Raw genomic sequence first — 13,588 nt, 5'->3', positions numbered from 1 at the left:
TTTAAAAATTACAAGCCTTAAGTTGTGTCACAAGGCTTTTTTTTCGTTTTTTTAATAACCTGATTAATAAACGTTCATCGCCTGAATGAAGTTGACGAATGCGTTTTGCCCTGGGACAATAAGCCCGGCAATTGGTGTTTTCTATGGCCAATAGCATAGATTTTTTGCCATAGGGTACCCTTACCTTCACCAGCTTATCTGTAAATTTCACTTTAGTTCGCCTTATTTTTTCGTTTTTGAGAAAAGCCTTGCCAAACAAATAACGACCTTTCACAATCATTACCTTGAAATCGCAATCTTTGGTGGCCAAAAGCTCCTGGCTATAGCCTGCTGTGTTAGCAACTGCTAATACAACAAGTACAAAAAATAGTTTTTTTAATCTTAACATTGCCTAATTATTTTTTTATAGATTATACGTTACGCTCAAAGAATATCTGAGTGTATACATAATTGGATAGGGTTTATGCATACACTTTAGACCCATCTAATTAATAATTCGTTTAGGTCACTTAAAAAACGGAGGGAATCACTATATTGGTAAATCCAAGTAGAAAGAATTAAAATAAATAGCCAAACTCTAAAGGTTATTAGTACTCAGTCAAGACCAAATTTAAGGATATATTTATGGAATAGTGTTGCCTTTCTTTGTTGTGAAAAATTCACGTGCTGGTGTGCACTGGAGTTCAAAAGGCGAACTTTACTATTTCACTAAATCTCAATACTTGGCCAAGTACTAAATATATTACTACCATAGTTGTACCATTTGACTTGAGTATTTTAGCACATATCATGCATTTATTTTACATCAATTACCGTCTTTTTTTGAAGGGTTGGCTCTTTTTGTGGGTGCTATGGGGAACATCTCAGACCACCCACGCCCAAACACAAGTATCAGCCTTTCAACTAGAAACCATCAAGAGTCAAAGCCTTACCCCTTATCTTTATATTTATGAAGATACCACCAACCAAATAGGGTTTAAAAAAGCAGCCTCTGCCCAAATACAGCCTCAGTACCAATTGTTTAAACCTGGGCAAAACCTTCGCCCTGGCAGTACTTATTGGGGGCGGGTAGTGATCCAAAATAAACTCAACTGGGACACTGACTGGTTTCTAAATATAGGAGGAGCAAATTTTATAGAGTGTTATGTACCTGACATTCAACAACAGTACTTTCTCAAAAAAAGTGGGAGTCTTCGGTCAGGGAATGAAACAGACAACATTCCGTTTAAACGAGCGGGAGTGCAAATGTCTCTTTTTGGCAACAGACAGGTAGTGCTTTATGTCAAGCTCAAAAGCATAGATCATACATCCCCTGTGTTTAATATGGCACTTGCGGTGCCTATGACTGCTCAAACCCAGTATTATCAAAAAAACACCCTACGCAACCTGTTGCAGGGTGTTTTTCAGGGTATTTTATGGATAATGCTTTTGTATCATTTATTTATCTTTATACCCACCCGTGACCGTACCTATCTATTTTACACTTTTTATTTATTAGCCATTGCCATTGCCAATTTATCGGAAGGTGGTTTTCTGACCGATTACTTTCTTGATAACTCACCGTTGGCCGCCTTTTATATAGAAGTGGTGTTTGGTATGACTGTAGAAATTTTTTACTTTTTGTTTAGTCGCTACTTTCTCAATACAAGAAAAACCGCTCCTTTAGTTGATAAAATATTTTCGGTTTGGATTGCCTTACGTTTGGTATTGTTGGTAGGGGTAGTGGGCATTTTGGCGAGCAGCTTTAATCGCCCGTTGGCTGCCAATATTGTATATTATACTAATGCCCTGGGAGATATATTGTTAATTGTTATTTTGGTCATGCTATACCTTCGCTTGCCCAAAAACAAGGTGCTTTTATTCTTTTTAGCTGGTACCTTATTGTTAAGTTTGTCTACCCTTATTCCTTTTATATTTACTTCGTTGAAAATTCCTGTAATGGTCAATTGGTATGTATTTAGCCTGTTTGGTGTATTTTTGGAGATACTGTTCTTTTCATTGGGTTTGGGGCAACGCATTCGTGTGATAGAAGATGAAAAACACCGGGCGCAGGAAGAAGTGATTGAAATGCAAAAAAATGCCAACCGCAAACTGGAAGAGAAAGTAAAAGAACGCACCGCAGAAATAGAGCAACAAAAAGAAGAAATAGAAGCGCAAAGGGATAATCTAGCGGAGTTGAATGACCAAATTAGCCGCCAAAATAAAATGGTAGAACTGTCGAACTACGAGTTGAGCGAAAAAAACGAGTTTATCCAGCAGCAAAATACATTGATTGAAAAAGAAAAAGCCAAGTCTGACGAGTTGTTGTTGAACATTTTGCCTGAGCAAACCGCCACCGAGCTCAAAGAAAAAGGCTATGCTACCCCTCAGCATTACGACCTGGTATCGGTATTATTTACCGATTTTAAAGGATTTACCAAGCTTGCCGAAAAGATTACTCCACAAGAAGTCATCGAAGAACTCAACTATTGCTTTACTGCCTTTGATAAAATTTTGGAGAAGCATAACCTGGAGAAGATAAAAACCATTGGCGATGCTTATATGGCAGCAGGGGGAATTCCCTTAGCCAATCAAACCAACCCGGTAGATGCTGTAAAAGCCGGGCTTGAAATGCAAGCGTTTATGGTACATTGGAAAAAAGACAAAGAGGCACAAGGATTGCCCGTGTGGGAACTTCGTTTGGGGATTCATACCGGGGAAATTATTGCGGGGGTAGTGGGCAAGAAAAAATTTGCTTATGATATTTGGGGCGATACGGTAAACCTTGCGTCAAGAATGGAGTCGGGAGGAGAGGCAGGCAAAGTAAATATATCGGGCGACACCTATGCCTTGATCAAAGATCACTTTCAGTGTGAGTACCGGGGAAAAATTAACGCTAAAAATAAAGGAAATGTAGATATGTACTTTGTGGAAAAGCCCAAATAGTCAAGTCTGGAAACGTGGCTGACTATGGCACATCAGGTGGTAAAATAAACAAAGCCAAGCCTGTTGGGTAAGTGCTATGTGCCTGGCTTTTGAAATAATAAATCGAATAAACTTAATTCATCCCAGGAAAAGAAGTTACTTTTTGCACTTTCAGATCAGGGAAAGAACTCACCACTTCTACCTTAAAATCGGGAAATGAACTTACCTCTTTCCATTTGCCACATTTATCCGGAAACGAGTCTACAAACTGTACCTTAATGTCGGGAAATGAACTTACATACTGAATTTTAATATCCGGAAACGAAGTTACAAACTTTACCTTGCCATAGAGTTTAATTCCTTTGTAACTGCAGCTACCTGTTTTGAGCATGTATACCAAGGCCTCCTTGTATTCAGTTTTGGTAAAAGCCTGTCCGTTGGGACTTATGTTGTATGCTACTTCTTCAATACAGTCTTTCAAGCCACCATGCCCATTCATCGTAAAAGTGTTCAAAGAGGTGGTTTGGGCACTTGCCACCGAACACATAAAAAACAACGCAAAAACTCTTGCTAATTCTCTCATATTTAGGTTTTAAATTTTTTAATTAGGATTGTACGAAGTTTTTAAAATCTCTGATATACAGGTATTTACATATAAATCAAGGTGTTAATTGTAGGGGCTACCCTTGTGGTCGCCCTAGCAAAGAGCAAAAATGAGCGTATAAAACACCTTTTAAAAGTGAAAACAACCTTGTTTTTGTTCGCTTTAACCTTTGCAAAATACTTATTATCAGATGATTACAAGACTTCGTACACTCCTATTTTTTAATACTGAATATAATATACGGTACTTACCTTAAGAAGGGAGAAAGCCTTGCTGGTATTCTTTGGGTGTTTTCCCTGTCCAACGTTTAAAAGCCCGCCTAAAAACGCTGGGTTCGGCGTAGCCTAGCATATAAGCTACCTCAGATACATTGAGTTGAGTTTGACGCAGCAGATGCATAGCCCTTTGTTGTTGTATGTCATTGGCAGTAGCCAAAAAAGTATGGCCTTCGTATTTGAGCTTACGTTGTAGCGACCGTTGTGTAAGGTGAAGCGCTTGAGCTACCTGATGCAACGAAGGGGGGTGATTGATAGGTTGGTTTAAAATAACCTGCCTTACCTTTTTTACCCATTCTTGCGGTTTTTTGGTGAACAAATTCTCTTTGACAAGTTGCTCAAAATGTTCGTGTAGTAGTGCATTGGCAGTAAGTACTGGTTGCTGTAAGTCTTGCCAGGTAAATACTAAACTGTTTTGAGCCTGTTCAAAATACACTTTTTCGCAAAGCAATTGCTTATATATTACTGCACTTTTGTGAAGTGGATAGTTAAAAAAAGCCCGAACTGGTGCCAAATGCTTACCCGATAGTAGTCGCAGCATGGCACAAGTGCGCGTCATGCTGGTTTCTATAGCTTGTTGGGCAGTAGTTGGGTATCTACTCGTCCACTCGTGTATAGGGGTATAATGAACCCAAACCTCGTGTGGTGCTTTTTCTTCGGTTTCATAGTGAAATACTGTAGTATAGGCAGCGTTGTACTTACACATTTTGTTAAATGCAGTGAGCAAATTAGGGCAGCTTTGAATAAGGTAAGCTACCATGCCCACCACCGATACATTGCTTTTTTGCCCAATGTGTAAGCCCAGGTAAGGGTCTTGAGTGACTTCTAGTGCCGCTTGCCATACTCGATGCCCGGTTTCCAGGTCTACCCAGGCACTGTCTTGTTGCAATTCTTTTTGGGTGAGTCCTATGCGCTGACAAAATGCTTGTTGGTTGTGCCCTCGTTCTGTCACGGCAAGCACCAAATCACGAATAATGGTCATCAGGGTACGGTATTGGGGCAGGCTTTTGTCGTGCATGGTCTTTTTTTTGTCTTGTTGGGTCACAGGCTGCAATGTTGTTTTCCGCTAATTTTGTACGAATAAATTTAACAAACTTAACGCTATATAACAATGACCCTACAAAATTGGCATCAATATGTACACACTACTACCGGGCAAATCATACAAACGTTGCAACAAGACTGGCAAAACCTGACCAACGAGCAATGGCAACAGCCTCCTGCTGTGCAAAGCTGGAGCATGGCAGAGTGCCTGGAGCACTTGAATATTTACGCTCGTTTTTACCATGCTGAAATCGAACGGGTATTGGCTCAAGCTCCTGTTGCTTACCAAAAGCCTATAGAGCAAGTACACTCCAGTTGGTTGGGTAGGTTATCAATCAATACGGTAAAACTCGATGAGGCAGGCATACCCATAAAAAAAGCCCGTACGTTGAAAAAATTTGAACCCATCATCAGTCTACATTCTCCCCAGCATATTTATCAGGAGTTTTTGCAGCACCAACACACTTTAATCCAGCTCATAGCGCAAGCTAAGCATGTGCATTTAAACAAACTCAAAACCCGCACTTCTCTGCATCCATTGATTAAACTTCGTCTGGGAGATTGCATTCACTTTGTAGTAGCACACAACCAACGCCACATGGCACAAGCCCAAAGGGTAGCTACTACTTGTGGTTTTACTACTGCTGCTTCGGCAGATTAACTTTTGCCTGCTTTTGTTAGGCCATCCCTTATTTTGAACTTTGGTAAAATGATCGTTATTTAGAGAGTTAAAAACGTCCATCAGTTGGATACAAAATCAGATAAACAATTCTTTATAACTTACTTAAGTTACTACCTGTTTGCTTCGCCGATTGGTATATTTTGGGCAAACACACAAACAACGTAGCTTGAGCCAAAAGACAGGAATATGGCATATAACTTATTAAAAGGGAAAAGAGGCATTATTACTGGAGCCTTAGACGAAAACTCAATTGCCTGGAAAGTAGCCCTCAAAGCTAAAGAAGAAGGAGCTTCGTTTATACTTACCAATGCTCCGGTAGCTTTGCGTATGGGGAAAATTAACGAGTTGGCAGAGACTTGTAACACAGAAGTAATTCCGGCAGATGCCACCAAAGTAGAAGACATAGAAGCATTGTATAAGAAGTCGATAGAGGCTTTAGGGGGGAAACTAGACTTTGTGCTACATTCTATAGGCATGAGCCCCAATGTGCGCAAAGGGCGTGACTATGGAAACCTGCATTATGACTGGTTTTTAAAGAGTTTGGATATTTCGGCTTTATCGTTTCATAAAATGTTGCAAACCGCCGAAAAAATGGACGCTATCAATGAATATGGCTCAGTAGTGGGGCTGTCATACATTGCTGCCCAACGTACTTTTGACACTTATGGAGATATGGCACAGGCAAAAGCAGTGCTGGAGTCTATTGCCCGTAGCTATGGAGCCCGTTATGGTGCCAGCAAAAAAGTAAGGGTAAACACCATTTCTCAGTCGCCAACCCAAACTACTGCGGGCACTGGCATAGATGGCTTTGATGCCTTTTATGAGTACGCCAACCAAATGTCGCCACTAGGCAATGCTTCGGCAGAAGATTGTGCCAACTACGTTATTTCATTGTTTTCTGACCTTACCCGTATGGTTACCATGCAAAACTTGTTTCATGATGGTGGATTTTCTGCTTCTGGAATCACCGATGGCATCATTGACAAAATGAGTAAATAAACTTGAGTACGTTAATCAAGCATTGATATTTAGTACAAGTAGTTCAAGTTGCTAAAAATGATCAAAGGCGCTTTTGTGCAGTCTTATGGTGATATGAGCGTGTTGAGTAAGAAAACTCAACACGCTTTTTTTATATAAAACTTACATGAGATTAAACATAAGTGGTTTATTATCAGGTTGCTGTAACGTACTTTGTCTGATGTTTTCTAAAATCCTTAGCGTTCGTTTCCAATATCTTGTATCTTAGTAGCTATACATTACGTTATTTCGATTGAATTTCTTCAGCTTGGCACATATCCTAAATGCTAGTTTTTATATTGATATATTGAAGGTAAACCTACACAACATTGCTTAGACAAAGTTTGCTATGAGTTTAGAAAAGTATACCGGAACGTGGAGCACCCAAACGGCTGCTCACCTACTTCGCAGAGCCTCTGTTTTTCCCAATCGGCAAGAGGTGAAAACCTACCTTGATCTTGGGTCAGTAGATGCTGCTGTTGATCAATTGCTTGGTCAGATGGGACAAAGCACTCCTACTCACCCTGCCCCCCCGCTCGACCCCTCAGGAAACGCCATGGGGTTAGATCAAGTCTATACGGTCGATCAGGATTCACCACCACCTACCTCTAACGACAAACGTCGGGAATATGTGATTTCCTGGTGGGTGCGTCGTATGCTAGACCCCGACATTCAACAAACAGTGATAGAAAAAGTCACCCTGTGGTTGCATGTACACTTTACCACCATTATCTCCAACAATGGAATGGCCTTCCCATTTTTATACCATCAAAACAAACTCTATCGCAGTTGTGCCTTTGGGCAATATAACCTCAAAGAGTTTTCGGTGAGAATGTCAAAAGATGCCGCCATGCTGTTATTCTTAGATGGAGGGTTGAATACCAAAACCAGGGTAAACGAAAATTTTGGGCGAGAGCTGCTTGAGTTGTATACTATAGGCAAAGGACCTCAAATAGCCGAAGGTGACTATACTACTTATACTGAAGATGACGTCATTACTGCGGCAAGAGTACTTACTGGATTTAGGCATACTTATCTTGAGCCTACCGAACGTGGTACTTTGCCCCCTTTTACAGAGTTTAGGGAAGGGGTGCACGACACCAACAACAAAACGTTTAGCGATAAGTTTAATAACCAGACCATTACAGGTAGGAGTGGTGCCGATGGTATCAACGAGCTGAACGATATGATTGATATGATTTTTGCGCAAAGTGCTACTGCTACTTATTTGTGTCGCTCTTTGTATCGTTTTTTTGTATACCCAAAAATCAGCGACAGCGTAGAGCAAAACATCATTCCTCAAATGGCATCGGTGATGACTGCCAATAACTTTGCTCTTAAGCCTGTGTTGGATAATTTGTTTAAAAGTGCTCACTTTTATGAAGTAGCCAGCTCAGTAGGAGCCATCATTAAAAGCCCGGTAGACTTTATCATAGGTACTGTGCGTCACTTTGGGCAAAACCTGGGGGCTGCCAATACTTTTGAAAACTACAGTTTTATTAACAAGTTGCGCCGCTATTGCGAAGAGCTCCAGCAAAAGCTCTATGACCCACCCGAAGTAGCCGGATGGAAAGCATACCATCAGTCACCCATTTATCATGAGGACTGGATCACTACCTTGACTTTGCCATTGAGATTTTGTTACTCTGACGAACTGTCTAAAGGAGTGAGCGTGCAAATTTTTGATAATACCAATACCGAAACTGGTACACAAACCCTGAAGCTCGATGCAGTCACTTATATTCAAAATGGTGTGACCAATGGTAATATCACGAATGTAACCAGTGCTGTTACTCTTGTACAAGAACTCTGTGATTATTTGTTTCCGGTAAAGTTAAGCAGCGAACAACTAACTGCATTGAGTAGTGCCTTGGGGAGCGATTGGGGTACAGTATGGCAAAACGATAAGGCTACAGCTGCCACTCGTTTAGAAACTATGCTGGTGACCTTGTTTCGCCTGGAAGAATACCACCTGTACTAAACTCCTGCTAAATTTTGATTTAAAATATTCTACACATACACAATATGAGACGAAGACGCTTTATAAAAACAATGGCGGGAGCTTCTGCCTTTATAGGTAGTATGCCTGCCCACGGTCTGGGTCTGTCAAATTACCTTACCACATTAGCTGCCCAGGGTACCAAAGAAGATCGCATCCTTGTAGTGGTCTTCTTATCGGGAGGCAACGATGGACTCAATACCATTGTGCCTATGGACCAATATGCCCAATATTATAACTATAGAAGTAACCTTGCCCTGCCCGAAAAAAAACTATGGGGGCTTACCAGTCGCACTGGGCTACACCCTGTCATGCGTGATACCAAAGAAATGTATGACGAAGGGCGAGTGACGATTATTCAGAATGTAGGCTATCCCGATATGTCATTGTCTCATTTCAAAGGGCGTGACTTGTGGCTGACCGCAGGAGATCCCTCCAACCCTACTGGGTCGGGTTGGATGGGACGTTACCTGAATGATGCATTTCCAGACTATCCTTTGGCTTATCCCACCGATCAAATGCCCGATCCGCTGGCCATTGAAATAGGTGCCCAGTCTTCTATTGGTTTTAGTCGCAACGAAGGAATTACTACCAGCATTGCTTTTCGTACGCCTGACTCATTTTTTGACTTGGTAAACAAAGGTACTCGTTCTACTTTGGCTTCCAATCTTGATGTTAATACCAATTATGGTAAAAGTTTGACTTACCTGAAGCAAATGAATGAAAAGGCACATCAATATGCTGCCAGAGTGAAAGAGGTGTATGACAAAGGTAATAATACCATAGACTATCGTTTGGAGTTTCCGGGCAATGCCCCCATCGGCGTAAGCAAAAACAATGGATTGGCACGGCAACTCCAAATTATCGCCCGATTGATTGCGGGAGGCTCTAAAACCCGCGTATTTATGGTACAATTGGGTGGGTTCGACACGCATAGCCAACAAGTAGAAATAGGGGCTACCGATACCGGAAGGCACGCCGTATTGCTCTCTCACCTCTCTACGGCGATGCGCGACTTTTTCACCGATTTAAGAAACTTAAAACAAGATGATCGAGTATTAGGAATGACGGTTTCAGAGTTTGGGCGCAGAGTTCGTTCCAATGGCAGTTATGGTTCTGATCATGGCACGGCGGCTCCTATGTTTATTTTTGGCAATGGTGCCGAAGGGGGAGTGATTGGGGACAATGCCAATTTGAACAGTTTGAACCGTGGTGGTAACTTAAAAGTACAATATGACTATCGCCAGGTGTATACTTCGGTATTGAAAGATTGGTTCTCGGTGAACGATGCGCAGTTGGAAGACCACCTGCTGAAAAAGTATGACCCGATTACTGGTGCCAATGGACAAGAACAGCCCATTATCAATCAAGCTTTTAAAGGAAGTGCCACCGAAAACCTGCCTAAATTTTACCTGTACCAAAATATACCTAATCCAGTCACCAACTTTACCACCATCAGGTTTTATCTGGTCAATGATATTGCGATGAGGCTATCTGTTATAGACCGTAAAGGGTCGTTGATTCAGGTATTGGTAGACAATAAAAATCATCCGAAAGGTAATTTTAGGGTGCAGTTTGATGCTTCGCGACTAGTACCTGGTGTGTATTTTTATCGCATAGAAGCAGGGGGAACAGTGGAGACTAAAAAAATGTTGGTGGTAAAGTAAGGGATAAAATAGATCTGATTTATTTTTAGCACAAAAAATAAAAGCAATAAAAAACGGACGCCCTTGACAGAGCGTCCGTTTTTTGATGTATATTTTAAGAGGTAAGGCTAAAAGTACTGCTTGCCTTTGCGGTCAATAAATCCTTTTTTACCGCCAATGTTAATTTCTGCTACGCCTTCTTTAAAACTCTTTACTCTTGAATATTTAAAAGGAATGATTACTTTCCCTCTATGGTTTACAAATCCCCACTTGCCTCGATACCTTACTGCAGCCAAGCCTTCACTAAAGTTTTGGGCTTTGTCATACTTCAATGGAATTCTTACCCGTCCCACTTTATTTACATACCCCCATTTACCATTGTAGTTTACGGCAGCGAGTTCTTCGCTAAAGTCATTGGCATCACGGTATTTCAACGCTACCATTTCACGACCTCTACGATCAATCCAACCTTCTCTACCATTCAACCTTACTCTAATGATACCATCTTTGAAAGTACCATAACTATGCGATGACTCGTCATATTTGTATGGAATTACTTCGCGGTTTTTCTTATTAATAAAACCCCATTTACCATTTTTATTTACTTTTGCCAAGCCTTCGCTAAAGTCATAAGCAAGTTCAAATTGCATTGGAATTACAACAACGCCTTTTTTGTTGATATAGCCCCATTTACCATTATGATAAACCAGCGCCAGTCCTTCGTTAAAGTCGTAAACATTTTCGTATTTAAAACCTATCACTAATTTGCCTCGTTTGTCAACAAAACCCATCTTAGCCTGGTCATTTACAATCTTACCTACAGCAGCAAGCCCTTCGTTAAAACTGCTGGCTCCGTCATAAACAGTGGGTACTACCAGTTGCCCTCTTTTGTTTACAAAACCCAGTTTTCCGTTAAGCCCAATGGCAGCGAGCCCTTCGCTAAAGTCATAGACAAAATCATACTTGATAGGCACTACTACTTTACCTCGTTTATCAATAAAGCCCCATTTAAGGTTAGACTCTACCATCGCCACATTGCCTTTAAAATCATTGACCCGGTCGTATCTTGGAGGAATAGTGACCCTGCCTTGTTTATTGACAAAACCCCATTTTTTACCTTTTCTGATTCTGCCCATTCCACCTACTAAAGGAAGTGCCTCTGAATATTGAGGCTTTACTCTTAGTCTTTTATTGGTATCAGCATACCCCCATAAGGAGTCTTTTCGGAAAGGAATTAATGAGGGTTTGATAACCACAAAAAGAGGTTTTTTCTTTTTGGTGGTATCTTTTTTAGCCGGGTTTTTCGTGTTTTTTTGCGCAAACCCATTTTCTGCGGTTAGTGTGCATGCAAATGATGCTACTAGTATACAAATGAACGCTTTTCTAATTTTACTCATCATGACATCTTAAGTCTTGCGAAATGCCTACTCTTAGAAAAATACAATTAATGTATTTCCAGTAGTAAAAAATCGTGCCATTGCTTTATTTTTTGACACACCTGTGTATTAAAAATACAATAATACAAATACAAATTGAGCTTTTCAATAATCTACATACTCCGTACCATTTTTATCTATATAAATCCATTCGTTTTTATATTTTACTTTGGCAAGTCCATATTTAAAACCATTGACAAACTCGTATTTAATAGGAATTACTTCTTCTCCTTTTTTGTTGATAAACCCCCACTTTCCCTGCATCTTCACCCTAATCAAACCATTGCGGGGTACATCTGCTTTGTCGTACTTTTGAGGAATCACCATATTTCCTTTTTTGTTGATAAACCCCCACTTTCCTCCGTTTTTAACACCTGCCAACCCTTCATAAAAGCTAGAGGCTTTTTCATACTTAAAGGGTATGATTGTGTCGCCACGTTTATCTATAAAACCCCAAAATGCCGCATTTTTTACTCTTGCCAGACCTTCACGAAAGCTGACTACTCCCATATACTTAGGCTTGATTAGCCAACCTTGTTTATCTACAAAGCCTGAATATCCTCGTTTTTCTATTCTTGCCAGACCTTCACGAAAACTTACTGCAGCATCGAATTGGTAGTTAATTACAAGCTCTCCCTCGGTATTGATAAACCCGTAGAGATTTTCATATTTTACCAACGCCAACCCTTCACTAAAATTGCTTACATCTTTGTACTTTGTCGGAATCACGATATTACCTTGCCTATTGATAAACCCCCAAAAACCTCTGATTTGTACGCCTGTATACTTTTTGCCAAAAGGGTGTACATAGTCATACTCAGGTTTGATAACAAGTTTGCCTTCATAGTTAATAAACCCGTATTTGCTATTGTACTTTACAATTGCCAAGCCATTTCTAAAGCCTGCGACATAGTCATACATCAATGCTGTTACGGGCTTACCTGTATTGTCTATTACCCCCCATCCATTACCACGCCTCACTATAGCCCGTTTATTGTCAAAGTTTGTGGCGTAATCATATTTTATGTCATTGATAAATCGTTGCCTCTTATCAATGAACCGGTATTTACCATCAACTTTTACCCTGGCTACTCCGTCATTAAATGGGTCTACTTGATCGTATTGAAGCGAAATCACCATTCTTTTTAAACTATCGGCAAACCCCCACTTTTTGGTGTGTCTGTATTCGTGTTTTCGGTAAGGGTAATAAGTTTGGCTAAAGCCTTGACAAATGATTGCTGCTTGAAAAAGTAACATGTATAAAAGCCTGCCACTGTATTTTTTGTACTGCATTAATTTGAATGTTTAATAAATTTTTTACGATCATACGGAGTTACATCGCCCGTTTTTGTTGTGCTGAAATATTGTTTGCAAAATATACAACATGTTTTGTCTTTAAGACACATATTCGACCTAGTTAGTTGCAATTATTACAAGAGGTAATGGTTTGTAAGTAAGTATTTTAGCAGAGGAGTACCTGGTGGGTAAATATCTGGTGTGTATTCAATATAAAAGATCCTTCTGTACAATATTAAGTGATGGTACTCCAGTATATCTCCCATTTCTGGTTTATCTCAAGTGATTTAAGGATAGCCAATGCTTGACTTCCTTTTTGGCTCCAGCTCATGCCTTTCTTTTTTTGTCGGTGTGCGACTAAAATATCATTGGCTTTTTCTCCTCTTCCCGAGCCAATGGTTTTACCCAACGCCTGTCTTTTTCCATAATCACATATTTCACCTTTGTGTTTATACAGGTAATTTTGAAGTTCTTCTAAAATATTGGATCTCTTGGTGTTTATCATTACATCACTATAAATAAGCGCTTCCTTAGCTTGCCCATTCCACAAATAGGCAAGCATTTCGTCAATATGAGCTTCTTTGACATCTTTAGTCAAACCCAACCTGCTGCTATATTGCCTAACCTTATGTTCGAGATGATACCAATCCAGCAAAATGGGGACATTTTTACCAAATAACCTTTT

General features: G+C 40.2%; 10 protein-coding genes and 1 pseudogene. 5 read left to right on the top strand and 6 right to left on the bottom strand.

Translation table 11 applies throughout. The features are described from left to right. Position 1: 1 nt before the first annotated feature. The gene (locus Q0954_RS04820; protein ID WP_299454376.1) at positions 2 to 388 is read right to left on the bottom strand and encodes a hypothetical protein; all 387 of its coding nucleotides are present in this window, start codon (positions 386 to 388) and stop codon (positions 2 to 4) included. Between the two features lie 401 nt (positions 389 to 789). Here Q0954_RS04820 and Q0954_RS04815 point away from each other — a divergent pair, with 401 nt between their 5' ends. After that, on the top strand, positions 790 to 2,925 hold the full coding sequence (locus Q0954_RS04815; protein WP_299454374.1) for an adenylate/guanylate cyclase domain-containing protein: 2,136 nt from the start codon (positions 790 to 792) through the stop codon (positions 2,923 to 2,925). 112 nt (positions 2,926 to 3,037) lie between these two features. On the opposite strand, the gene Q0954_RS04810 is transcribed toward Q0954_RS04815, so the two are convergent. Both Q0954_RS04810 and Q0954_RS04805 read right to left on the bottom strand, forming a co-directional pair. After that, a complete protein-coding gene (locus Q0954_RS04810; protein ID WP_299454372.1) occupies positions 3,038 to 3,487 on the bottom strand; it encodes a hypothetical protein in 450 nt (149 codons plus the stop codon). Between the two features lie 273 nt (positions 3,488 to 3,760). After that, on the bottom strand, positions 3,761 to 4,828 hold the full coding sequence (locus Q0954_RS04805) for an AraC family transcriptional regulator (RefSeq protein WP_299454368.1): 1,068 nt from the start codon (positions 4,826 to 4,828) through the stop codon (positions 3,761 to 3,763). Positions 4,829 to 4,894: 66 nt separating this feature from the next. Between Q0954_RS04805 and Q0954_RS04800 the strand changes: the two genes are divergently transcribed. The 4 genes from Q0954_RS04800 (at position 4,895) to Q0954_RS04785 (ending at position 10,192) form a co-directional block, all read left to right on the top strand. Continuing rightward, positions 4,895 to 5,488 carry a DinB family protein gene (locus Q0954_RS04800; protein ID WP_299454365.1) on the top strand — a complete coding sequence of 198 codons (594 nt, stop codon included), beginning with the start codon at positions 4,895 to 4,897 and terminating at the stop codon, positions 5,486 to 5,488. Between the two features lie 207 nt (positions 5,489 to 5,695). Further along, positions 5,696 to 6,508 (top strand): SDR family oxidoreductase, encoded by an 813-nt coding sequence (locus Q0954_RS04795; RefSeq protein WP_299454362.1) that lies wholly within the window; start codon positions 5,696 to 5,698, stop codon positions 6,506 to 6,508. A 367-nt stretch (positions 6,509 to 6,875) separates the two neighbouring features. Continuing rightward, positions 6,876 to 8,507 carry a DUF1800 family protein gene (locus Q0954_RS04790; protein WP_299454359.1) on the top strand — a complete coding sequence of 544 codons (1,632 nt, stop codon included), beginning with the start codon at positions 6,876 to 6,878 and terminating at the stop codon, positions 8,505 to 8,507. 44 nt (positions 8,508 to 8,551) lie between these two features. Next, positions 8,552 to 10,192, top strand: a complete 1,641-nt coding sequence (locus Q0954_RS04785; protein WP_299454356.1) for a DUF1501 domain-containing protein — start codon at positions 8,552 to 8,554, stop codon at positions 10,190 to 10,192. 107 nt (positions 10,193 to 10,299) lie between these two features. On the opposite strand, the gene Q0954_RS04780 is transcribed toward Q0954_RS04785, so the two are convergent. From Q0954_RS04780 to Q0954_RS04770, 3 genes and pseudogenes are all read right to left on the bottom strand, one after another. Continuing rightward, positions 10,300 to 11,571 (bottom strand): WG repeat-containing protein, encoded by a 1,272-nt coding sequence (locus Q0954_RS04780; RefSeq protein ID WP_299454353.1) that lies wholly within the window; start codon positions 11,569 to 11,571, stop codon positions 10,300 to 10,302. 141 nt (positions 11,572 to 11,712) lie between these two features. Further along, a complete protein-coding gene (locus Q0954_RS04775; RefSeq protein ID WP_299454350.1) occupies positions 11,713 to 12,900 on the bottom strand; it encodes a WG repeat-containing protein in 1,188 nt (395 codons plus the stop codon). A gap of 238 nt (positions 12,901 to 13,138) precedes the next feature. Further along, a pseudogene (locus Q0954_RS04770) lies at positions 13,139 to 13,588 on the bottom strand (hypothetical protein); the annotation flags it as partial.

Origin of the sequence: uncultured Microscilla sp. (assembly GCF_947493425.1) — a bacterium.
Lineage (GTDB): Bacteria > Bacteroidota > Bacteroidia > Cytophagales > Microscillaceae > Microscilla.
Note: the sequence above shows the minus strand (reverse complement) of the source record. Positions and strands in the feature narration are given on the sequence as shown.

Bases quoted from the DNA above. Each gene is read 5' to 3' on its own strand.
- Q0954_RS04820 (WP_299454376.1), bottom strand. From the start codon at position 388: ATGTTAAGATTAAAAAAACTATTTTTTGTACTTGTTGTATTAGCAGTT.
- Q0954_RS04815 (WP_299454374.1), top strand. From the start codon at position 790: ATGCATTTATTTTACATCAATTACCGTCTTTTTTTGAAGGGTTGGCTC.
- Q0954_RS04810 (WP_299454372.1), bottom strand. From the start codon at position 3,487: ATGAGAGAATTAGCAAGAGTTTTTGCGTTGTTTTTTATGTGTTCGGTG.
- Q0954_RS04800 (WP_299454365.1), top strand. From the start codon at position 4,895: ATGACCCTACAAAATTGGCATCAATATGTACACACTACTACCGGGCAA.
- Q0954_RS04795 (WP_299454362.1), top strand. From the start codon at position 5,696: ATGGCATATAACTTATTAAAAGGGAAAAGAGGCATTATTACTGGAGCC.
- Q0954_RS04790 (WP_299454359.1), top strand. From the start codon at position 6,876: ATGAGTTTAGAAAAGTATACCGGAACGTGGAGCACCCAAACGGCTGCT.
- Q0954_RS04785 (WP_299454356.1), top strand. From the start codon at position 8,552: ATGAGACGAAGACGCTTTATAAAAACAATGGCGGGAGCTTCTGCCTTT.
- Q0954_RS04780 (WP_299454353.1), bottom strand. From the start codon at position 11,571: ATGATGAGTAAAATTAGAAAAGCGTTCATTTGTATACTAGTAGCATCA.
- Q0954_RS04775 (WP_299454350.1), bottom strand. From the start codon at position 12,900: ATGCAGTACAAAAAATACAGTGGCAGGCTTTTATACATGTTACTTTTT.